17 protein-coding genes are annotated in these 21,758 nt (G+C 57.2%); 5 read left to right on the top strand and 12 right to left on the bottom strand.

All coding sequences use genetic code 11. From position 1 onward, the window contains the following. Positions 1-104: 104 nt before the first annotated feature. Genes tilS through cysS form a run of 4 tightly spaced genes read right to left on the bottom strand, consistent with a single transcriptional unit; the run spans position 105 to position 4,205 of the window. Positions 105-1,067: a tRNA lysidine(34) synthetase TilS gene (gene tilS / locus WCG50_RS03490; RefSeq protein ID WP_336898182.1), complete on the bottom strand. Its 963-nt coding sequence runs from the start codon at positions 1,065-1,067 to the stop codon at positions 105-107. A 33-nt stretch (positions 1,068-1,100) separates the two neighbouring features. Continuing rightward, the gene (locus tag WCG50_RS03495) at positions 1,101-2,078 is read right to left on the bottom strand and encodes an acetyl-CoA carboxylase carboxyltransferase subunit alpha (RefSeq protein WP_336898183.1); all 978 of its coding nucleotides are present in this window, start codon (positions 2,076-2,078) and stop codon (positions 1,101-1,103) included. Positions 2,079-2,132: 54 nt separating this feature from the next. Then, positions 2,133-2,783 (bottom strand): DNA-3-methyladenine glycosylase 2 family protein, encoded by a 651-nt coding sequence (locus WCG50_RS03500; RefSeq protein WP_336898184.1) that lies wholly within the window; start codon positions 2,781-2,783, stop codon positions 2,133-2,135. A 45-nt stretch (positions 2,784-2,828) separates the two neighbouring features. Then, positions 2,829-4,205, bottom strand: coding sequence for a cysteine--tRNA ligase (gene cysS / locus WCG50_RS03505; protein ID WP_336898185.1), 1,377 nt, complete (start codon positions 4,203-4,205; stop codon positions 2,829-2,831). 181 nt (positions 4,206-4,386) lie between these two features. Here cysS and WCG50_RS03510 point away from each other — a divergent pair, with 181 nt between their 5' ends. The 5 genes from WCG50_RS03510 to WCG50_RS03530 are packed head-to-tail and all read left to right on the top strand — an operon-like array spanning position 4,387 to position 8,730. Then, on the top strand, positions 4,387-5,475 hold the full coding sequence (locus tag WCG50_RS03510; RefSeq protein ID WP_336898186.1) for a tetratricopeptide repeat protein: 1,089 nt from the start codon (positions 4,387-4,389) through the stop codon (positions 5,473-5,475). A gap of 57 nt (positions 5,476-5,532) precedes the next feature. Further along, a complete protein-coding gene (locus WCG50_RS03515; protein ID WP_336898187.1) occupies positions 5,533-6,777 on the top strand; it encodes a L,D-transpeptidase family protein in 1,245 nt (414 codons plus the stop codon). A 50-nt stretch (positions 6,778-6,827) separates the two neighbouring features. Next, on the top strand, positions 6,828-7,373 hold the full coding sequence (locus WCG50_RS03520; protein WP_336898222.1) for a peptidylprolyl isomerase: 546 nt from the start codon (positions 6,828-6,830) through the stop codon (positions 7,371-7,373). A 3-nt stretch (positions 7,374-7,376) separates the two neighbouring features. Then, positions 7,377-7,883: a peptidylprolyl isomerase gene (locus WCG50_RS03525; protein ID WP_336898188.1), complete on the top strand. Its 507-nt coding sequence runs from the start codon at positions 7,377-7,379 to the stop codon at positions 7,881-7,883. A 1-nt stretch (position 7,884) separates the two neighbouring features. Next, on the top strand, positions 7,885-8,730 hold the full coding sequence (locus WCG50_RS03530) for a UDP-2,3-diacylglucosamine diphosphatase (protein WP_336898189.1): 846 nt from the start codon (positions 7,885-7,887) through the stop codon (positions 8,728-8,730). A gap of 185 nt (positions 8,731-8,915) precedes the next feature. On the opposite strand, the gene WCG50_RS03535 is transcribed toward WCG50_RS03530, so the two are convergent. From WCG50_RS03535 to WCG50_RS03570, 8 genes are all read right to left on the bottom strand, one after another. Beyond that, positions 8,916-11,666, bottom strand: a complete 2,751-nt coding sequence (locus tag WCG50_RS03535; protein WP_336898190.1) for a DUF349 domain-containing protein — start codon at positions 11,664-11,666, stop codon at positions 8,916-8,918. Between the two features lie 104 nt (positions 11,667-11,770). Beyond that, a complete protein-coding gene (locus tag WCG50_RS03540) occupies positions 11,771-15,523 on the bottom strand; it encodes a DUF748 domain-containing protein (RefSeq protein ID WP_336898191.1) in 3,753 nt (1,250 codons plus the stop codon). A 155-nt stretch (positions 15,524-15,678) separates the two neighbouring features. After that, complete coding sequence (locus WCG50_RS03545) at positions 15,679-16,422, bottom strand: 16S rRNA pseudouridine(516) synthase (protein ID WP_336898192.1); 744 nt, start codon at positions 16,420-16,422, stop codon at positions 15,679-15,681. A 99-nt stretch (positions 16,423-16,521) separates the two neighbouring features. Then, entirely contained in the window at positions 16,522-16,830 is a 309-nt protein-coding gene (locus WCG50_RS03550; RefSeq protein WP_336898193.1) for a high-potential iron-sulfur protein, read from the bottom strand. 191 nt (positions 16,831-17,021) lie between these two features. Further along, a complete protein-coding gene (locus WCG50_RS03555; protein ID WP_336898194.1) occupies positions 17,022-18,179 on the bottom strand; it encodes a BMP family ABC transporter substrate-binding protein in 1,158 nt (385 codons plus the stop codon). 66 nt (positions 18,180-18,245) lie between these two features. Next, positions 18,246-19,166 (bottom strand): ABC transporter permease, encoded by a 921-nt coding sequence (locus WCG50_RS03560; protein WP_336898223.1) that lies wholly within the window; start codon positions 19,164-19,166, stop codon positions 18,246-18,248. Beyond that, complete coding sequence (locus tag WCG50_RS03565; protein ID WP_336898195.1) at positions 19,166-20,221, bottom strand: ABC transporter permease; 1,056 nt, start codon at positions 20,219-20,221, stop codon at positions 19,166-19,168. Before WCG50_RS03565 ends, WCG50_RS03560 begins: the two co-directional genes overlap by 1 nt. Further along, complete coding sequence (locus WCG50_RS03570) at positions 20,208-21,734, bottom strand: ABC transporter ATP-binding protein (protein ID WP_336898196.1); 1,527 nt, start codon at positions 21,732-21,734, stop codon at positions 20,208-20,210. Before WCG50_RS03570 ends, WCG50_RS03565 begins: the two co-directional genes overlap by 14 nt. Between the last annotated feature and the right edge of the window lie 24 nt (positions 21,735-21,758).

The following is a 21,758-nucleotide window of genomic DNA, read 5'->3' on the forward strand; positions in this document are numbered from 1 at the left end:
CGTGCCCATTTGGCGACGCGCTTGGCGACATTGCGGATGCGTTCGGTTGAACCCATCGATGTGCCGCCATATTTGTGAACGATCAATGACATTGGTGGTATTTTTTAGCTCAAAACCGAAGGATTGTACCAATGCAACTCAGGCCCCCGACGCTCGCAGAATCCAGCACCCACCTTGATGCAAATCTTGTGGCCACGCGTGGTGCAGGCGTCTATCTGGTCCAGCAACTCCGCCAATTGCGCAGCGCTGGGGATGGCCCCGTAGGTCGATTTGAGCCAGTACCGCAACACATTGGCTTGCCGTGGTCGACTCAAACGCTGGAGGGATTTGATGGCGGGCGGCAAACCCAGCGTCTCCAAATCTTCGAGCGCCACTTCATGCAACACCAACTGCGCTTGAGCTGCATGCGCAGAACTGCGGGCAAAGGTATCGCGAAACTGTGGAAACGCCGATTCCAAGGCAGGCAACAAACGGGCTCGAATACGGTTGCGGGTGAATTGTTCATCCACGTTGGTGGGGTCTTCAATAAAGCCCACACCGCGGTTGAGCAACCAGGCCCGGATGTCTGAGGCACGCACGGTCAGGAGGGGGCGATGGTAAGTGATACCAGAGCGCTGCCAGGTGGCAGGCATGGCACTCAAACCCGGCAAACCGCTGCCTCGACTCAAAGCCAGCAACAGTGTTTCAACCTGATCATCAGCGTGCTGCGCGACAGCTATTGTTTTAATAGCTATCTGCGCATATTCAGCGGGGGCTAGAGCCTCAAAAGCCTTATAACGTGCACGGCGGGCGGCATCTTCCGGGCTTTGACCTGGGGCATGACGTCCATCCACTTTTCGGACCACCAAGAGCACTTTCAAGCGTTCGCAAAAAGCCCGGCAGTGGCGCTCAAAATCATCCGCAGCAGCCTGCAAACCATGGTGAACATGAAGGGCCTGGACCTGGCCTGGCCACTTCTCGGCGCAGGCCAGCAACAAGGCCGTGGAATCGGCTCCGCCACTGAACGCCACGGTGAGCGGCAATTCCGGTGAAAAATGGGCGATGGCGTGAGCCAGCGTCGTGGTCATTGACCCATTTCCCGAACGCCAAACGAGGGCAAATTACTTGGTCGCGGCCTTGGTGTCTGTGAAACGGCCATAGCTTTGCAGGCGGTCGTAACGACGGTCCAGCAGTTCTTTCGTCTTCAGATCGCTGACCTGACGGAAAGCGTCATTCAGGGCACGCTTCAAGAAAGCGGCCATCTGTTTGTGGTCACGGTGAGCGCCGCCGACCGGTTCGTTAACGATCTTGTCAATCACGCCCAGTGCCTTCAGGCGATGCGCCGTGATGCCAAGCGCATCAGCGGCTTCCTGCGCCTTGTCAGATGTTTTCCAGAGAATCGAGGCACACCCTTCAGGGCTGATCACCGAATAAATCGAATACTGGAGCATCAGCACTTGGTCACCAATCGAAATCGCCAAGGCACCGCCTGAACCACCCTCGCCAATGATGGTCGTGATGATGGGCACTTCCAGTTGCGCCATCTCGAAAATATTGCGCCCAATCGCCTCGGACTGACCGCGTTCTTCGGCATCAATGCCGGGGTAAGCGCCGGGCGTGTCAACAAACGTGAACACCGGCAGCTTGAATTTCTCGGCAGTTTTCATGAGGCGCAAGGCTTTGCGATAACCCTCAGGCTTGCTCATGCCAAAGTTACGCAGGCCACGCTCTTTGGTGTCGCGTCCTTTTTGCTGGCCCAGCACCATACAAGGCGTGCCATTGAAACGTGCCAGGCCACCCACGATGCTCAGGTCGTCCGCGAAATGCCGGTCGCCATGCAGCTCGACAAAATGGGTGAATATCTCGTTGATGTAATCCAGCGTGTAGGGCCGCTCGGCATGACGGGCAATCTTGGTAATTTGCCAAGGCGTCAGGTCGCTGTAGATATCTTTGGTGAGCTGCTGACTTTTCTTGGCCAACTGGTCAATTTCAGCCGAAATATCGACGGCCGACTCGGTCTGCACATAGCGCAGTTCTTCAATTTTGTTTTCGAGATCAGCAATCGGTTGCTCAAAGTCTAGAAATGTTTTTTTAGCCATAAATCCTTCGAAGCGGTTTGTCCCGCAAGGTCAACTTCCAACATCCCGGTTCCATTAATATTCCACCGGCAGTGGATCCAACGAGCGCCAAATATACCAAGTTGCCACACTGCAATAGGGAGCCCAGGCAGCGGCCACTTCTCTTGCATCACTGCGACTGACCACTTCGCCCGAAAAATAACTCTTGCTAATGCCGTTGATCAGCCCGACATCGTCCAGCGGCAAAATATTGGGACGCATCAGATGAAAGATCAAAAACATCTCGGCGGTCCAGCGTCCAATGCCCCGAATGTCAGTCAATTCGTCGATGATAGCTTCGTCGTCCATGATCTCCCAAGCCTTGACATGCACAGCGCCATTGTCAAAGTGAAGTGCCAGATCAACCAGATATTCGACCTTGCGCACACTTAACCCCGCGGCCCGCATGTCGTCGACCTTGAGTTTGAGGACATTGCCGGCTGTCACTTTGGGGGGAAGGAGCGCAAAGCGATCCCACACCGTCTGAGCGGCCTTGACGGAGATTTGCTGACCCACAATGCTGCGCGCCAGCGTGACGAAAGCATCGCCGCGAGTTTGTAAGCAGGCGTCACCAAACTGAGGAATCAGCCGCTTCATCACCCGATCTTTTTTCATCAAGTGTTTGCAGGCATCTTCCCAATAGAGGGGAGTGGCCAGCTCAGATGCTATTCTTTTAGTATCTATCATCGCACTAAGCACGGGGGCTATAGGCCAATTTGATATTTAAAAATATCACGCTACGACCTCCCAACTGGTGCCCGTTGGCGAATCTTTCAAAACTATTCCCTTGGCCAATAATTCCTGACGAATCCGATCTGCCTGAGCAAAGTCCTTGCCCGCTTTGGCGGCGGCACGTTGAGCGATCAAGGCGCTGATGGCAGCTTCATCCAGGGTCGCGCCCGCTTGCAAAAACTTCTTGGGGTCGCTTTGCAGCAAACCAAGGCAAGCCCCTAATGACTTCAGCAGTCCGGCCAACTCAGCCGATTGCGTCCTATTGACTTCGGTCGCCAACTCAAACAGCACCGCAACGGCCTCGGGCGTGCCAAAGTCTTCGTCCATGGCCGCTTTGAAGCGTGTGGCAAACGGCTGCGACCAATCAATATTTACATCAGCAGGCGCCACCAGCGCCAACACGTTGTACAAGCGTTTGAGGGAATTGCGGGCATCGTCCAAATGTGCGTCGCTGTGATTCAGGGCACTGCGGTAATGCGCCCGGATGATGAAAAAGCGGGTGGTCTCGGCGTCATACTGGGCCAGGATGTCGCGAATAGTGAAGAAATTGCCCAGACTCTTGGACATTTTTTCGTTGTCGCGAGTCACAAATCCGTTGTGCATCCAGATGTTTGCCAAGGGCTTGCCGGTGGCACCTTCACTTTGGGCTATTTCGTTTTCATGGTGTGGGAACTGCAAATCAGCGCCACCTCCGTGTATATCAAAGGTATCACCCAGCATCTGACCGCACATGGCCGAGCACTCAATGTGCCAGCCAGGCCGACCTTGGCCGTACACACTGTCCCACTTGGCATCTTCCGGTTCGCTGGGCTTGGCTGTTTTCCAAAGCACGAAATCCAGCGGGTCATCTTTGCCATCCAAAACGGCGACACGCTCGCCGGCCCGCAACTCATCAAGTGATTTGCCACTGAGCTTGCCATAGCCCTGAAACTTGCGCACGGCATAGTTGACATCGCCATTGGGCGACTGGTAGGCCAGACCTTTATCAGCCAAGCGGCCAATCAGACTCAACATTTGTGGCACAAACTCGGTCGCCCGGGGCTCAAAATTGGGGCGTTCAATGCCGAGTGCATCAGCGTCCTGGTGCAAAGCATCCACCATACGGTCCGTCAAAGAACGAATGGTCTCGCCATTTTCAAGGGCACGTCGAATGATTTTGTCATCAATATCGGTAACGTTGCGCACGTAGGTCACCTGCATGCCGCTGGCCTTGAACCAGCGCTGCACCACATCAAAGGCGACCATCGAACGAGCATGCCCCAAATGGCACAGGTCATAAACGGTCATGCCGCAGACGTACATCCGCACATGGCCCGGTTCAATCGGTGAAAAAGTTTCAAGTGCACGCGACAGCGTGTTGTAAATGCGCAAACTCATGGGTGTAATTAATGTTGTCGTCAGGTTGTTGAACCGGAAGAAAATCTCGGCAAAGCTTGAGGTAAGTGGGTAATTGCGAGGGCGTTGAAAACACCCCCTACGCTACAATTAAACCCAGTATATAGCCCTGCCAGTCAGCCTGCTGCTGCTGTTTGTCACCCTGTACAAATCAAAAGGCTTCATGAAGCACACCCGATCTGCCATTTATTCCACCCTTCGCCTTCTGACCGTGGTGGCGGCCTGCGCCACCCTGTCTGCCCACGCCGATGACTATGACGATGTCAGTCAATTGCTGCGCGCCGGCAAGATGAACGAAGCCACGATCAAGGCCGACGTATTTCTCTCCGCCAAGCCACGCGACCCACAAATGCGATTCCTGAAGGGTGTCATTCAACGCAACTCGGGCAAACAAGCTGAAGCCATTGCGACCTTCACCAAGCTCACTGAAGACTACCCCGAATTGCCCGAGCCCTATAACAACCTGGCGGTGCTTTACGCCGGGCAAAGCCAATTTGACAAAGCGCGAGCCGCCCTCGAGATGGCAATTCGCACCAACCCCAGCTATGCCACTGCCCACGAAAACCTGGGTGATGTCTACGCCCGGCTCGCCAGTCAAGCCTATAACAAGGCTCTGCAGCTTGATGGCGCCAATGCCGCCGTGCCACCAAAATTAGCGCTGATCAAAGAGGTTTTCAAACCCAACCTCAAGAGTCAATCCGTCGCTGCACCCACTGTTCCATCGCAGCCCGTAGCCCAAACAAAACCAATACCTGCGCCGCCTGTGGTGGTTACCAAGCCTGCGGCACCTGTCGCTGCGCCCGCCCCGGTGATCGCACCTGTCGTTCCGGCAGCGCCACCCGTGGTCGCCGCCAAGCCACCCGCCGTCGCTGCGCCTGTGGTCGTATCTGCCAAACCGGCAGCCATTGACAGTTCCGTAAAAGAAGTCGAAATGGCCGTTGAAGCTTGGGCCAAAGCCTGGGCTACCAAAGACATGGCCGCCTACCTCGGCGCCTACGGCAAAGAATTTGATCCGCCCGGCAAACAATCGCGCAGCACTTGGGAGCACGAACGCCGCAGCCGGATCGTTGGCAAATCCAGCATCAGCGTCAAGCTGGAACACTTGACTGTCACGGTCAGTGCCAACAAAGCGGTCGCCAAATTTAAGCAAGACTATCGCGCCAATGAATTGGCTGTTTCCAGCCGGAAAACGCTTGACCTCATCAAAACTGGTGACCGTTGGCTGATCGTCAAGGAATCCACGGGTAACTGATGATCGTTTGCGGGTCACAGAAGACCGTTCTGTATTCATTGATCGCCTGATGCCCATATGAAGCGGCATTTCATTATTTTTTCAGCCTTGTTCGTCGCCTTGCTGGCTTCGAATGGAACGGTGTTTGCCGCTCAAAAACAAAAGCATAAAGCCGCATCCAAATCAATCGTCAAACCCAAAAAAGTGGTTGATGCGGGTTTGGCTGAAGCGCGCTTGATTGAGGTCTACAAATTATTGGCGCAATCACAGGGGCGCGATGCCCTTGCCAAGGCTGAAAACCTGGTGCGCGACTATCCCAACTTCCAGTTGGCCCAATTGGTTTACGGCGACCTTCTTTCCGCACGGGTCCGGCCGGTCCATATCTTGGGGGACGTTCCGCCAAACCTGCTCAAGGACGCCGCCCCGGCCTTGGCCGAACTGCGCGACGAGTCCCAGATGCGGCTGAAAGCGCTTCGCGAACGCCCGCCTCAGGGCTCAGTCCCTTCGCAATTTCTGGCACTCTCTCCTCGCAACAAACACGCCATTGCCATTGATGCATCCCGCTCGCGGCTGTACCTGTTTGAAAACCGGGCCACCGGTCTGACGCTGGTGGCTGACTTCTACATTTCAGTCGGCAAGTCAGGGTTGGAAAAAAATATTGAGGGTGATTTGCGCACCCCCATGGGGGTGTATTTCATCACCAGTAACCTGGATCCGAAATCCCTGAAAAATTTTTACGGATCGGGTGCACTTCCTCTCAACTATCCCAACGTTCTGGACAGCAAGCGCGGCAAGACTGGCAAAGGCATCTGGCTGCACGGCACACCGCCCGGCCAGTTTTCACGCCCACCGCAAGCCACGGACGGCTGTGTCGTTTTGGCTAACCCGGACCTTGACCAGATTATTCGCACCGTCGAAGTCCGTACCACACCCGTGGTCATCTCACAGCAACTAAACTGGATCACGCAAAAGGTAGTCCGTTCAGAAAGCAAAGCGTTTGAAGATGCTTTAAACGCATGGCAAACCGCCAAATCCAGCGGAAATGTGGACCGGGTACTCAGTTTTTACAGCCCCGACTTCAACAACAACGGGCAAACGCTGACCGAGTGGACGCCAACCTTGCGCACCGAACTCACCAAGGGGCGTGGGCGCGCTATCCAGCTTAAAGATCTTTCGTTGTTACGATGGACGGATGCCAACGACACCATGATCGTTACCTTTGGTGAAGTGGCAGTCGGAACCGTCACTGGCCCTACCAAGCGCCAGTACTGGGGCCGACAAGGTAGTCGATGGAAAATATTTTTTGAAGGAGTTATTGGATGAAATTTACACGTTTTTCGGCTCTAGCCCCCGTTGCACTTGCGCTAGCAGCTATGTTTTCAGTAGCAAGCACGGTACATGCTGAAGATGCACCCAGGGTGAAATTTGCCACCACGGCGGGCGACTTCACCGTCGAGGTTTATCCCGACAAGGCCCCCAAGACGGTTGAGAACTTTTTACAGTACGTTAAAGACAAGCACTACGACGGCACCATCTTTCACCGCGTGATTGGCAACTTCATGATTCAAGGCGGTGGCTATGACGCCAAATACGCCGAGAAGAAAACCCGCGCCCCGGTCGTGCACGAAGGCCGTGAAGCCTTGGCCAAGGGCGGCCCGAAAAACGTCGAAGGCACGCTGGCCATGGCCCGCACCAATGACCCCAACTCTGCCACGGCACAGTTCTTCATCAACGTCAAAGACAACTCGTTTCTGGACCCCAGCGTTCAGCAACCTGGCTACACCGTCTTTGGCAAGGTCGTGGGCGGCATGGACATCGTCCAGAAAATCAGGACCACCCCCACGGGTGCTGGCGGCCCCTTCCCAACCGATGTCCCCAAAACCCCTGTTCTTATCAACTCTGCAACCCTGGTGAAATAAATCATGAGCAACCCCCAAGTCGAACTCCACATTGCCGATTACGGCGTCATCACGCTTGAACTCGACCAAGAGAAAGCCCCCAACACGGTAGCCAACTTCTTGAGCTACGTGAACAAAGGCCACTACAACAACACCATTTTTCACCGCATCATTCCCGGTTTCATGGTCCAAGGCGGCGGCATGGAGCCCGGCATGAAAGAGAAAAAGGGCGATTCCCCCATCAACAACGAAGCCAACAACGGCCTGAAAAACCTGAACTACACCGTGGCCATGGCCCGCACGGGCGACCCGCACTCGGCCACCGCGCAGTTTTTCATCAACGTGGCTGACAACACCTTTTTGAACCACACCGCCATTTCAGCCCAAGGCTGGGGCTATGCCGTGTTTGGCAAAGTGGTGTCGGGCAAAGAAGTGGTCGACAAGATCAAAGCCGTCAAAACCAGCCGCAAGGGCTACCACGATGACGTGCCCGTGGAAGACGTGATCATGGAAAAGGCCGTGGCCCTCTGACATGACACCGGCAGTACCGCCGATCATGGCGCACCCGGGTGCGCTGACCGGGCCGGTACTGCAAGCGCCACCACAGTGGCGCCAGATTGATTTCATCTCCGACCTGCACCTGCAGGCCAGCGAGGCCGCCACCTTCATTGCGTGGCAAAACTACCTGCAGACCACACCGGCCGATGCCGTTTTTATTTTGGGCGACTTGTTTGAAGTCTGGGTCGGTGATGACAGCATTGAAGGTCTATCGGCCGAATCAAAGCCATTGGCTGACTTTGAAGCACGCTGCGGCCACGCTTTAAAGTCCGCAGCAAAGCGACTGTCTATTTTCTTCATGCATGGCAACCGCGACTTCCTGCTCGGTCCGGCCTTTGCAGCCTCTTGCGGCATGACGCTACTCAACGACCCCACCCCATTGGATTTTGGCGGCCAACGCTGGCTGCTTTCGCATGGCGATGCACTGTGCCTTGCAGACACTGATTACATGGACTTTCGATCGCAGGTGCGTAGCGCTCCATGGCAGCAGGCTTTTTTGGCCAAGCCCTTGGCAGAACGCCAACACATTGCGCGCGCGCTGCGGGATCAGAGCGAAAACCGCAAACACAGTGGCGCGGTGTATGCGGACGTCGATAGCCAAGCCGCTCGCGACTGGCTGAACTCCGCCCAAGCCAACACATTAATTCACGGCCACACCCACCAACCGGGTGACCATGATTTGAACCAAGATTCATCCACGCCATTGCGCCGCCTCGTGCTGAGCGACTGGGATGCCACAGCCACACCACCGCGACTGGAAGTTTTACGCTTGACGACGTGCGCCCGGATGGGCTGCCAGATTCAACGCTTACCGGTCTAAAGTTCGCGAGCGCCCAACCGGGCAACCCCCTTCAAACGAACGGGCTAATTCCGTTTCCAGATCGATACGACATTAGGCGCGAAGCCGCAGACAGTACGGACGTACGGCAAGGCGAAGCAACAACATATCGGATTGATTTGGAAATGGAATAGCAGGGCAGCTTATGGCGGCCGCCCTGCTGTGGTTCAAGGCTTCAGCAAAGCCTTCAACACATTCTGCACACGGCGTGCCAGGCTGGCATCAAAGCCACTGGCCAACACGGTGGCAGCGTCCTGGCCCCATGTTTGTGCCGGTGGCGGATCGTTGCGCTTGGTCAGCAACTGCAATTGCAGGGCGCGACGGGCATTGATGTGCTCGGCAGGTGTTGGCACTTCAGACGCCATTTCCAGACGCAACAAGGCGATATTGGCATCACCGGCTGGCGCTTGGGCCAGTGCTTTGGTCCAGGCGCTGCGGGTGACAGGCGTCACACGGCTGCCCAACTCTTGCGCCGAAGGCACCTGGGCGGCATCACGATGCTCCCAAGCGGCCATCAACTGGATCAAGGACTCACCGTGGGCTTGAGCGGCCAACTTGCGAAGGGCAAACTGGGCATGCTCCAGCGCATCACGCTGGGCACGGAAAGCGGTGTCGCCCAAACGCGGTGCATCGGACCAAGGGGCCGACGGTGCATCACGGCTGTCGCGACGGGGGCCGCGGTCATCCGGACGACCGGCAAAGCCGCCTTCGCGAGGGCCACGGTTGCTGTCACGGCCGCCATCACGGCCACCGTCTTTGCGGTCACCAAACTTGCCACCGCGTCCCATGACGACGGGTTCGGTCTTTTTCATGCCCGGACGGTCATCACCGCGAACGGCGATCACCGGCTTGGGGGCGGGCTTGGGCGCGACCACTGGCTCCACCGGTGCGGCCGACTCGGCCGCAGCGCCTTCTTCAGCGGCATCGGCTGGCTCTGAAGTTGCTACAGTTTCAGTAGCATCTTGCGCAGATTCAACGGGGGCTACAAGCGGATTCACCTCAGAACTAACCACTTGCACCGCAGCTTTGGCCTGGGCCTGGCCACGCAAGGCTGCTTCAAGGGCATTCATGGCGCTGCGAATGCCTTGGGCATCACCAGCGGCATTGGCGGCTTCGAGCGCCTTGGCAGCATCCAGCACGGTGCGGTCACGTTCACCCAAGGCGGCATCGGCTTTTTCGCGTTCCACAGTCTTGCGGTTGAAGGCTTCGTCGATCGGTTTGCGAAACGCGTCCCAGAGCTTTTGTTCCTGGCGGCGGTCCATCGGCACGACGTGGGTTTCGGCTTGCCAGCGGTGCTGCAAAGCCTTGACGGCATCGATGCGCAACTCAGGCTGGGCGCCCAACACTTTGGCTTCTTCGATCAGGGCCTGTCGCGTGGCGAGGCTGATTTTTTGCAGGGCTTCAAGTGGGGCAGCTGCGTTGTTGATGGCGGCTTTAAAGAGCGGTTGCAATTCGGCAAAGGCTTTTTCGCCGACATGGCCGCCTTCGCGCCAGCGGTCACCAAACTGATGCAGGATGCGGTTGAAACCCTTCCAGTCGTTGTCCAGCGCAGTGGTGTTGGCGGTAGCCCAGGCGTTGACTTCTTCTATCAAGGCCAGACGTTGGGCACGGTGCTCAGCCGACTCGGCCTTGACTTTTTCAAGCCAGACTTCGACCACTTTGTGGGCTTCGTTGCAGGCGTCGTCAAAGCGTTTCCACAAACCGTGGTTGGGCACACCGCCCTGGTCGGTTTGTTTCCACTGGTCACGCAGGGTGCGCAGGCTTTCTTGCAGTTTGCGGCCGCCCATGGCCTGACCTTCAGGGCGCTTGAGCAAGCCTTCGGCCTTGGCGACGAGTTCTTCGCGCAACTGGTCGGCACGCCAGCGCTGCCAGCCTTCCAATTCACCTGCAGCGGCCAGCGCCGCGTGGGCCTGGTTTTCGAGTTTGTCGTCGATGACTTTGCCGAATTCTTTGAGCGCATTGCGCAAGGCATTGGCAGCACCGGCACTGGCTTTGCCGTGGCCTTCGCCAACTTCTTGCTCTAGTTTTGTGAGCGCCTCACGCACGATGGTAATGGCTTTGGCCTTGATTTCAGGATCAATCGGCGCTTTCTTGGGCTTGGCCACCGCTTCCAGCGGAATGCCACGCGCCAGGCGCAATTCATCAGCCCACACCGGCACGGGGGGCAAGGGCGCCGCAGCGTCTGCCGCAGCCGCCGCCGCTTGGCCCAATGCGCTTTTGAAAGCATCCCACACCACCAGCAACTGCGCACGCGAACCATCCAGCAGCGGCGGATATTTGGCATCAACACTGGCCCAATTGGCGTCACCCAGCAGGGCGGTGGCTTGCGCCTGCCAGTGGTCGACATCGGCGTGCAGGGCTTCAACCACGGCCTGCGCATCGCGCCAGGACTTGGTGGACAGCACTTCAATGCGCTGGGCCAGCAACACAGCGGCTTCGCGCTGAACTTGAACCCGGTGTTGCAAGTCTTCAATCACCTTAACCCGGTCGCTGAGCTGGCCGCGCAGCGTGGCGAGCGGCTCTTTGCTCAGGGGCGCGCCAGCTTTGGCGGCATCACGCTGCCAAGCCATCGCATCGGCAATGTTGAGCTTGCCCACGGCCAGCAAAGCCTGGGCCTTGTCGGCCCACTCTTGGGCGATGGATTCCTGGCCCTTGCTGCGCTTAATCTCATCAAGCTTTTCGCGCAACAACTTGGCCGCGCCTTTGTCTTTGCCACCCATTTCCTTGAACACGGCCTGCAGGTTGTCGGCAGTGGGCTCAGTGACCAGCCATTCGCGAATTTTCGCGGTGCGCTCGGTGGAGGTATGGGCAGAAAATGCCCCGCCCGTCAGCGCGTCCAGCGGATGGGGTTCGTTAGTTTTGGCGGGGGTTTTAATCACTTCGGGGGCTTTGGCAGTTTTATTGAAGACAGAGAACATGAGTCGCGCATACATTGGGGGAGGATCCCCACCGTCAAGCGGACAGGGCTGAACCCGCTATTTTCGCCCAAATTTCTCATTCGGCAAAAAGTCTCGGGGACGAACTATTGAGTCGTTAAATTCAGCTCCGCGCGGGGGCTCCATTTTGCCTCAGGTGGAACCGCTTTTGCGGCACCTAAAAAGAGGCGCTCAGTGGGCAGTTTTTGACTGGCCAGATAGTCCCGCACATGCACCCCGCGCTGCACCGCCAGCTCACGCATGGCGTCCTCGGTGGCGGGCAGGTTCGCCAACATCAGGGCTTCCATCTCTGCAGGGGGAATGTCCTTGACCAGACCAATCAGGTTGCGCGGTTTGGGAAAATCGGCGCGCCGGTAAACCGCTTTGAGCAGCACCGGGTATTCCGTCGCCGAGACAACGCCCTGTCCATGGGCTTCATTAGGGGGGCTCGCAGGCGCCCCATTGACAATCGCGGCACGGCGTTTCTCGGCTTGCACCAGCGCTTTGAGTTGTTCGTGCTTGAAAGCCTCGCGCTCGACTTCAAGGCTGGCGGTGCCGATCACAGTCATCTTGAGCGCCGGACGCTCGATCAGGGCTTTCACGACTTTGTCCAGACCCGGTTTGGCCTGCTCACTCAGAACGGCAGAGCCGGGTGCAAAGTTCACCATACTGAGTTCGTCAGAGCCGCCGCCAAAGGCACTGGCCAGCAAACTGAACGGCGACGTAATGGCCTTCACCACGAGATTCAGAATCAGCTTGAACACGATCGGCGCCAGCCTGAACTGCGGGTCGCTCAAGGAACCGCTCACCGGCAGGTTGATATCGATCACGCCGTTGCGGTCGGCCAGCAGGGCCACCGCCAGCTTCACCGGCAAAGAAGCTGGCGCGCCGTCCACCTTCTCGCCGAAAGTGAGTTGGTTGAGCACGATATTGTTGCTGGCGGTGAGTTGGCCATCGGGCGCAATGACGTAACCGACATCGACACTGAGCTTGCCGCGCTCGATGCCATAACCCGCATAACGCACCGAATACGGCGACAGCGGCGGCAACTCCAGGTCGCGCACGCGGCCTTTGATGTCGAGCGCCAACGGGGTCGCCAGCGGATTGACCTTGCCGGTGATCTCCAGCGACGCCGTGCCCTCAGCGCGACCGCGCAATTCCAGATCAGCCAGATTGACGACACCCGGCTGGGTTTGCGACGAAAACGCACTGAGCTTGCCGGTCAGTTCCGTCAAACTGGCCGAGTAGTTGGGCTGGATGAATCGGTCCGAGAAATTCACCCGACCACCAATCACGCTGATCGGCCCGAAGCTGATCACGGGCGCCAACGTCGGCTTAGCATCTATTGGGGCTGTAGCCCCCGTATTACCTGCGCTAGTAGCTATTAATTTAGAAGCATCTGAAGCATGACTAATCGGCGCTGAAGAAGCCAGGGCGGGTGCAGCGGCTTGGGTTGGCACTTTCATCACGTCCTGCAAATTGAGACGCCCGGCCTCGCTGAGGATCAGTCGGGCAAAGAAATCGCTTAGCACCGTTTCTTGAACTGACACCCTGGTGGCGCTGCCGGGCAACAGCCCCAAGTCCAGCCCACGCAAACTGAGCAGTTTCATGCTCAACAACTCATCACCTTGCGGCAAGGTGTTGGCCTGAAACTCTTCGATCGCGGCGTCGCCGTTGACCTTCACCACCGGGCCTGCTGCCGTCTGCGCATAGCTGACCCGGCCTTTGAAACTGGCTTCGGCCTTGAGGATTTCAATAGCCAACGTGTCGGCCAAATAGGGCTCGAACGCGTGCACCGGCACCCTGACGGCGTCCAGCTTGCCCTGCACCGTAAGTGGACTCAGCCCCAAGGTGCCACGCCAAGCCAACCGACCCGCTTCGGTGTGACCGGCTCGAAGCTGGGTCGACACGTTCAGGCCGAAAGGTTTGGGACTGGTGGTGGAAAAGTTTTTCAACTGAACCGACACGCCTGCCAGGTCCACCGCCACCGGTTTGCCGGTTGATTTGTCCATGAAACTAAAAGCGCCACCCTCCAGCGCCACATCCTGAATGGCGACGCCCCAAGGTTTGGCTGGGGTGACAGGTTTCTTGTCCGCTGGACGTGCAGGCGTGGTGTCAGGCACGGCTTTAAGCCAACGCTCAAACATCCATTGCCCATCGGCTTCGCGCTGCACCCCGGTTTTGGGCTGTGTCACGTTCAGTTTACCGACTGTGACGCTTTGTTTCGCCACGTCAAGCAGCGCTTGTTCGACCTGAATTTTTTTGATGCTGGCCAGACTCGCCCTGCCCTGCGTCAAGGCCACGCCGTCGAGCGTCAACGTTTTGGCATCGAGCAACAATTCGGCCGGTTTTTCGGGGTCCACGTTGGCTTTCCAGGTCACGCCAAGGTCTGCGTTGAGCATGCCGCTCAACGAAGGCGTCATGAATTTCGCCAGATAGGGCCCGGCGATGCCGAGCGGCAACTCAGCCAGCGTGGCGTTCAGCGTGGCTGCCTGGTCGGTGGCGGAGCCTTTGAAGCTAAAAGCGGCCACCGGGGCGGGTTTGACGGCCGGGCCCGGCTTTCCCTCGGCCAAAGTGGCCAACTTGGCCGATCCGCCAAACTGCAAGGGTTGAACAAATGGAACGGCAATACCTGTGGCTTCCAGTGCAACATCGTTCAAGCCCAGCCGCGCCACGGGTGCGGTGCCCTCGTCCGTCCAATGAAGCGCGCCATTGTTCAGGCGCACTTGGGCGATGTCGAGCTTCCAGGCACCCTCTTTTGAGTCATTTTTGGCTGTAGCCCCCGTGCTACTTGCGTTAGTAGCTATTTTTTTAGTAGCATTTTGCGGTTTTGACAGCTGCGCCAAATTAATCTGGCCCGACTTGTCGCGGTGAACACTCAGCGTAGCGCCGGTCAATTCCACCGCCGCCAGCCGTGCCACCCGCTCCAGCGGACGCACATCGGCGAGCGTGAGTTTGAGCAGGTCAAAGTCCAGCAACTCCGGCGACTTGACAAGCGGGCGCTGGAGCTTGACTTTGCCCGCCTGCAGCGTGCCGCTGAGTTTGACGGCCATCGTGGGCGACTGCTCAAACGCCACCTTGAGGTCAGCATTCAGCACCGCTGACATCAGCTGAACCGGCAAACCGGCGGGCACATAGGCCAAGTACGGCGCCAAATCCAGATCGGTGATTTTGAAGGTGGCATCCGTCTTGTGGGTTTGTGCAAAAGGCGTACCATGCGCGGCAGAGTCAAACTGGCTGCCATTGAGCCGAAACGCGAGTTGCGGCTGCACCAGCACGGTCCGTTGCGAGTCCAGATTGCTCAAAAAAGGCAGCTTGATCTGCAAATCCTGCAGGACGTGGGACTTGTTCACCGCTTTGTCGGTGAAATCCATCGCGCCACCGCTCAAAGCCAGGTTGTAAAGTGCAAACCTGAGGGGCGCTGCGTCGGGTTTGTCGGTGGGTTGAGTCAGTCGCGCCAGAATATCGTCCACATCGTAATGGCCCTCGCCCAGGTGCGTCAGGCTCAAACGAGGCGTCGCCACCTCGATCGCGTCCAGCACCGGCGCCAGTCGCACCAGAGACTGCAACTCTGCATCAATATAGATACGCTGGATGCTGAGCTGCGGTGAGGTATCGACAGTACCTGCGGCACGGGCCACGGCCAGGTCTTGCAGCGTGAGTTCGAGCGACCAGGGTTTGAAATCGACCGCCCCCAGCGTGACGCGTCGCCCCAACTGCGCAGTCATTTCTTTCTCCAACTGACTTTTAAGAATCGGCGGCACTGCCAACCAAGCCAGCACCCACAACGCCAAGACACCCGCCATGGACCGCAGCGCTCGTTTAAACCATTTATTCTGTTGCAAGGTGATGACATTCATGGCGTGGATTTTCAATGGAAATCTAATAACGTCAATATCAGACTGTATGAAATAGTCACGCGCGGCCAATGGCGCGCCTACACCGGGTTAAATCAAGACAGAACGGAATCCCTATCCTGCAATGAACAGGTGACTATCGTTGAAAAAGTACTCATTCAACTGGCAATAGAAGCCAGATCGGCCTGTGTCAACCAGCGCCACTGCCCAGGCGCCAAATCATCAGGCAAACGTAAACCGCCAATTTGCGAGCGGCTCAAGGCCTCCACCCGGTTGCTCACCGCCGCTACCATGCGCTTGACCTGGTGGTATTTACCTTCGGTCAAGGTCAGCCGCAGATGGTGGCTTGATACCGCCTCGCATGCTGCTGCCCGCACCGGCTTGGGGTCGTCGTCCAGCACCACGCCAGACAGCAACTTGTTAACCTGCACCTCATCCAGCGGATGCTTGACCGTCACCTCATACACCTTGGGGACATGGTGGCGCGGCGAACTCATGCGGTGGATGAACTTGCCATCATCGGTCAGCAACAACAAGCCGGTGGTGTCCTGATCCAGCCGCCCGACCGCCTGCACCCCTTGAACAGCGCCCTTTTGGGGGCGAAGACGCAAGGGCGAGGGCAACAAGGTGTAGATACTGGGATGGGTTGAGGGTTTTTGCGAGCACTCGGTGTTCATGGGCTTGTTCAGCATCACGTAGGCCTTCTCAAAGTAGGGCCAGTCCACACCCTGAACCCGAAAACGCAAGCCATCCGCTACAAAATCAGTAGCTGACTGCGAACAGGGCACGGGGGCTAGCGCCTCATTTGACTCATAAACCTGAACCAAGCCCTGTTGAATCAGGCCAGAACACACACGGCGGGTACCAAAACCCTGAGAATAAAGAATATCTTGTAACTGCATGCACCGAGTATCGCAAAGCTGGGACGAAAAAAAGGCACCATGACGGTGCCTTGTTCAGACAAGGTGGCGACCAGTGCCGCCTCCTTGAAAGGGGCAGACTTAAGCCTTCTTGGCGTAAGCGGAGCACCAGCCTTTGGCAGCCACTTGTTTGCCAGCAAACAAGGGGCAAGGACCGGAAGCAGCGCCAGCCTTACCTTGGAACAAAGCGCAAGAGGTGCAGTTTTGGCCTGCAGCAAACTTGGGGAATTTCACTTTGTCAGCTTTAGCAGCGTCAGCCACATAGCCGAGCGCTTTACCTTGTGGATCAGCATCAGCAACCATTGGCAGGTCAGCAGCCATGACGTTACCAGCCAACAAGGCAGAGCCACCCAGGCCGATTTGAGCAATGAATTCGCGACGGTTTGTCATAATATTTATTCCAGAGTTGTTAATAATTAACACGCCACGCACAACTGTGCTTTTGTGTCAGGCGGTATTGTGATGCATTCGCACAGGCTTATGTAAAACCTGTGTAAATACCGCGCTAAAGTAGTCAAATGATGTTTCAAAAAACAGACAAGCCGCCCCAAGGCGACTTGATTCTGCTAGTGAAATGACGTTTATTTGCTACCAGGCACCTTGCCTTCAACGCCCTTGACAAAGAAGTTCAGGCCACCCAGAAACTTGTCATCCGCGACGGTGTCCTTGGCGATCTGCACCTTGCCGGTGTTGTCGGTGATGGGGCCTTTCCAGATTGAGAAACTTCCATCGACGAGGCCTTTCTTGACTTCATCGACTTTGGCTTTTGTCTCGGCAGGCACGTCTTCAGCGATCGACACCAAGTCGATGGCGCCTTCTTTCACGCCCCACCAAGTATGCGTACCACCGACCCATTTGCCATCCAGTGCTTCCTTGGTGGCCTTGATGTAGTAAGGACCCCAGTTAATCACGGCGGATGCCAAGTGGGCCTTGGGGCCGTAAGCGGTCATATCGGAATCCCAACCAAAAGCGCGCTTGCCCTTGGCCTCTGCCGTCTTGAGCACCGCGGGTGAGTCGGTATTCTGGAACAACACATCGGCACCGCCGTTGATCAAGGAAGTAGCCGCTTCGGTTTCTTTCGGTGGGTTAAACCACTCGTTCACCCATACCACCTTGGTCTTGACCTTGGGATTGCTCGACTGCGCGCCCAGCGTGAAAGCGTTGATGTTGCGCACCACTTCAGGAATTGGCACCGAAGCCACGACGCCCAGCGTGTTGGATTTGGTCATCTTGCCCGCAATCACACCCGCCATGTACGCGCCTTCGTAGGTGCGACTGTCATAGGTGCGCATGTTCTCGGCCTGCTTGTAACCGGTGGCGTGTTCAAACTTGACGCCCTTGGTGTCGGCAGCCACTTTGAGCATCGGCTCCATGTAGCCAAACGTGGTGCCAAAAATCAGCTTGTTGCCTTGACCCGCCATATCGCGAATGACGCGCTCGGCATCGGCCGACTCGGGCACGTTTTCAACAAACGAGGTTTTGATCTTGTCACCGAATTCTTTTTCCAGGGCCTTGCGACCGTTGTCGTGCGCGAAGCTCCAGCCACCATCACCGACCGGGCCGACATAGGCAAAGGCAATCTTCAAGGGCTCGGCCTTAGGCGCTGGTGCCGAAGCGACAGGCGCAGGTTTTGGAGCCGGCGCTGGTTCTTCTTTTTTGCCACAACCGACCATCGCGGCAGAGGCCACGGCGGTCAGTGCTGCAATTTTGAGGAGCGAGCGTTTTTGGAGGTCGGTCATGTCAGGTCCTTTTGGAGTGAGGTGGTTGAGACAGGGTTGAGAAAAAGTGAAATTATGAACGGGAAATCAGGCGCCGGGGTAGAAAGGCTTACCAATCGATGTCGGCATATTGATACGAATCCATTGGGGATTTCTTGAAATGAGTGCCAGCACTACGATGGTGGAGACGTAAGGCAACATGGTCAAAAACTGGCTCGGCACTTCCACGCCGATACCTTGCAAGTGAAACTGAAGCATGGTCACACCCCCAAACAGGTAGGCTCCCAACAAGACACGGGCCGGCCGCCAGGTGGCGAAAGTCGTGAGCGCCAGGGCAATCCAGCCCTTGCCCGCCACCATCCCTTCCACCCACAAAGGCGTATAGACAATAGAAATATAAGCACCCGCCAAGCCGCACAGCGCACCACCCGCAACCACGGCCATCAGGCGAATGCGACGCACCGGGTAGCCCAGGGCATGGGCTGACTCAGGGCTCTCGCCGACACTGCGCAACACCAACCCACTGCGCGTGCGGTACAAAAACCAGATCAGACCCAAGGCAAACAAAACGGTCAGGTAGACCAGGGGGTGGTGCCGAAACAAGGCCGGGCCCAAGAGTGGAATGTCCGACAGATAAGGAACGGCAAAGTGAGGGCGCTCCGGGATTTTTTCCTGCACATAGGCAATGCCGGCAAAGGCTGAAAAACCGGTACCAAACAAACTCACCGCCAGGCCGGTAGCGTACTGATTGGTGTTGAGCCAAATCACCAGTCCGCCAAAAATCAGCGCCAGCAAAGCACCGGCACCGATGCCCGCAGCGAACCCGACCATATCGCTGCCCGAGTGAACCACCGCCGCAAAACCGGCAATGGCCGCGCACAACATCATGCCCTCGGCGCCCAGGTTGACGATGCCGGCCTTCTCGTTGATGAGCAGCCCTAGAGATGCCAGGGCCAGCACGGTGCCTGCATTGAGGGTGGCAGCAATCAGCAGTGCGTAGGATTCCATCATTTCTTCCACCTCAATCGGTAATTCACCAGTGTGTCGCAGGCCAGCAAGGTGAAGAGCAACAAGCCCTGAAAGACGCCGGTGAGCGATTTGGGCAGACCCAAGCGCGACTGCGCCAACTCACCCCCGATATAAAACATGCTCATCAACATGGCCGAGAAAATCATGCCGACCGGGTGCAAGCGCCCGACAAAGGCAACGATGATGGCCGCAAACCCGTAACCTGCCGGCACATAGGGCGTGAGCTGTCCAATCGGGCCCGCGACTTCCAGCGCGCCCGCCAGACCGGCCATACCACCCGACACCAGCATTGCTACCCACAGGGCCCGACGCGAAGAAAATCCGGCATAGCGGGACGCCGCTGGTGCCAGGCCGCCAACCTGCTGAGCAAAGCCGGAGCGGGTGCGAAACAAAAATATCCAGGTGCCCAACGCACCAACCCAAGTGAAAAACACACCAATACTGACCCGCGAGCCCTCAAACAGACGCGGGATGCGGGTCACCAGATCAAAATTCTTGGTCTGTGGAAAGTTATAGCCCTGGGGGTCTTTCCATGGCCCTGAAACCATGTAACTGAGCACCTGCACGGCCACATAGACCAGCATCAAGCTGACCAAAATTTCGTTGGCGTGAAAGCGGTCGCGCAAAAAAGCGGTAATGCCTGCCCAGAACATGCCGCCCAACACGCCTGCCAAAACGATGGGAATCACGATCCAGCCACCGGTGGTTTTATCCGCCATCATGGCCACGCCACTGGCGGCAATAGCGCCCAGCACATACTGACCCTCGGCGCCAATATTCCAGACGTTGGACCTGAAACACACTGCCAGACCGAGCGCGATCAGCAACAACGGTGTGGCTTTGACGGTCAATTCACCCAGGGCATACACGCTTTTGATGGGTTCCCAAAAAAACACCAACAAACCACTCACGGGGTCTTTGCCCAAGGCAACAAACAGCATGACACCAAGGATGACGGTGATGAACAAGGCCAGCAGCGGCGAGCCATAGCTCCACATGGCCGAAGGTTGAGGGCGGGCTTCAAGCTTGAGCATGATTCACATCCCATAACCCACTCATCCACTCGCCAATCGTCTCAACCGTAGCCTCGGCAATCGGCACCGAGGGAGATAGGCGGCCGTTGGCGATGACGTGCAGTCGATCACTGACCTCAAACAATTCTTCAAGTTCTTCACTAACGACCAGCACGGCACAACCGGCATCGCGCAGTTCCAGAATTTCACCGCGAATTTGCGCGGCAGCGCCGACATCGACGCCCCAGGTCGGCTGCGACACGATGAACAGCTTGGGGTTGGCGTCAATTTCGCGGCCCACAATGTATTTTTGCAAATTCCCCCCCGACAGCGAACGCGCTACGGCGCGCGGTCCCCCTGCTTTGACGTTAAAGCGTTGGATGATGTCGGCGGCATGTGCTTCCAGTTGACGCACCCGAATCCAGCCCCCGGCGAAGCGTGGGAAAGATATCGATTCATTACGCGTCAGCAGCAGGTTGTGCGCCAGACTCAAGGTCGGCACGGCACCCCGGCCCAAACGCTCTTCTGGCACAAAATGCAGCCCCAGCTTGCGACGGGCGCCAGGGTGCAGGCTGGCGGCATCCACCTCACCGATGCAAATACTGCCCGACGGTGCACGCATGTCTTCACCCGACAAGGCGTAGAGCAATTCCTTTTGGCCATTGCCTGAGACACCCGCAATGCCCACCACCTCGCCCGACTTGACCGACAGGCAAATATTTTCCAGGTCCATGCCAAACTGATCTTCGCGCGCGAGACTTAAATTTTGCACGCGCAAGACGGGCGCGCCAGTTTTTTGGGTGCGCCGGGTCAGCAGCGGCGGCTCGGCACCAATCATCATTTTGGAAAGCGAGGCGTTGGTCTCTTGTGCCGGGTTGCAGACCCCCGTGACCTTGCCGCCGCGCAGTACGGTGCAGGCATTGCACAACTCGCGGATCTCATGGAGCTTGTGGCTGATGTACAAAATGCTGCACCCTTGGCTGGCCAGCTTCTTGAGCACCACAAACAACTTTTCGACCGCTTGCGGCGTCAGCACCGAGGTGGGCTCATCCAGAATCAACAATTGCGGGTTGGTGAGCAAGGCGCGGATAATTTCCACACGCTGCATCTCGCCCACGCTCAAGGTATGCACCGGTCGGGCGGGGTCAATATCGAGCCCATATTCAGCCGCTTTGGCGGTGATGCTGTGGGTAACTTCGAGCAGGCTCAAGCGCTTGTCCAGACCCAGCCAAACGTTCTCGGCCACCGTGATGGTGTCAAACAAACTGAAGTGCTGAAACACCATGCTGATCCCCAGCACGCGGGCTTCCTGCGGATTACGCACATGCACCACCTGGCCATTGAACATGACCTTGCCCGCATCCGGCTTGACCGAGCCATAAATGATTTTCATCAGGGTCGATTTGCCAGCCCCGTTTTCGCCCAGCACCGCATGCGTCTCGCCTGGCATCACCGTCAGGGACACAGCGCTATTGGCTACCACGCCCGGGTAGCTTTTGGTAATGCCCGCAAGTTGCAGTCGGGGAGTTGTCATGCTGTTGGTATTGTTTTTTGACAC

It is taken from the genome of Rhodoferax sp., assembly GCF_037143375.1.
Taxonomy (GTDB): Bacteria; Pseudomonadota; Gammaproteobacteria; order Burkholderiales; family Burkholderiaceae_C; genus Rhodoferax.

Excerpts from the sequence above, each read along its gene's own strand:
- WCG50_RS03525 (WP_336898188.1), top strand. The coding sequence starts at position 7,377 with ATGAGCAACCCCCAAGTCGAACTCCACATTGCCGATTACGGCGTCATC.
- cysS (WP_336898185.1), bottom strand. The coding sequence starts at position 4,205 with ATGAGTTTGCGCATTTACAACACGCTGTCGCGTGCACTTGAAACTTTT.
- WCG50_RS03515 (WP_336898187.1), top strand. The coding sequence starts at position 5,533 with ATGAAGCGGCATTTCATTATTTTTTCAGCCTTGTTCGTCGCCTTGCTG.
- WCG50_RS03540 (WP_336898191.1), bottom strand. The coding sequence starts at position 15,523 with ATGAATGTCATCACCTTGCAACAGAATAAATGGTTTAAACGAGCGCTG.
- WCG50_RS03535 (WP_336898190.1), bottom strand. The coding sequence starts at position 11,666 with ATGTTCTCTGTCTTCAATAAAACTGCCAAAGCCCCCGAAGTGATTAAA.
- WCG50_RS03570 (WP_336898196.1), bottom strand. The coding sequence starts at position 21,734 with ATGACAACTCCCCGACTGCAACTTGCGGGCATTACCAAAAGCTACCCG.
- WCG50_RS03545 (WP_336898192.1), bottom strand. The coding sequence starts at position 16,422 with ATGCAGTTACAAGATATTCTTTATTCTCAGGGTTTTGGTACCCGCCGT.
- WCG50_RS03550 (WP_336898193.1), bottom strand. The coding sequence starts at position 16,830 with ATGACAAACCGTCGCGAATTCATTGCTCAAATCGGCCTGGGTGGCTCT.
- WCG50_RS03555 (WP_336898194.1), bottom strand. The coding sequence starts at position 18,179 with ATGACCGACCTCCAAAAACGCTCGCTCCTCAAAATTGCAGCACTGACC.
- WCG50_RS03495 (WP_336898183.1), bottom strand. The coding sequence starts at position 2,078 with ATGGCTAAAAAAACATTTCTAGACTTTGAGCAACCGATTGCTGATCTC.
- tilS (WP_336898182.1), bottom strand. The coding sequence starts at position 1,067 with ATGACCACGACGCTGGCTCACGCCATCGCCCATTTTTCACCGGAATTG.
- WCG50_RS03510 (WP_336898186.1), top strand. The coding sequence starts at position 4,387 with ATGAAGCACACCCGATCTGCCATTTATTCCACCCTTCGCCTTCTGACC.
- WCG50_RS03560 (WP_336898223.1), bottom strand. The coding sequence starts at position 19,166 with ATGGAATCCTACGCACTGCTGATTGCTGCCACCCTCAATGCAGGCACC.
- WCG50_RS03500 (WP_336898184.1), bottom strand. The coding sequence starts at position 2,783 with ATGATAGATACTAAAAGAATAGCATCTGAGCTGGCCACTCCCCTCTAT.
- WCG50_RS03565 (WP_336898195.1), bottom strand. The coding sequence starts at position 20,221 with ATGCTCAAGCTTGAAGCCCGCCCTCAACCTTCGGCCATGTGGAGCTAT.
- WCG50_RS03530 (WP_336898189.1), top strand. The coding sequence starts at position 7,885 with ATGACACCGGCAGTACCGCCGATCATGGCGCACCCGGGTGCGCTGACC.
- WCG50_RS03520 (WP_336898222.1), top strand. The coding sequence starts at position 6,828 with ATGTTTTCAGTAGCAAGCACGGTACATGCTGAAGATGCACCCAGGGTG.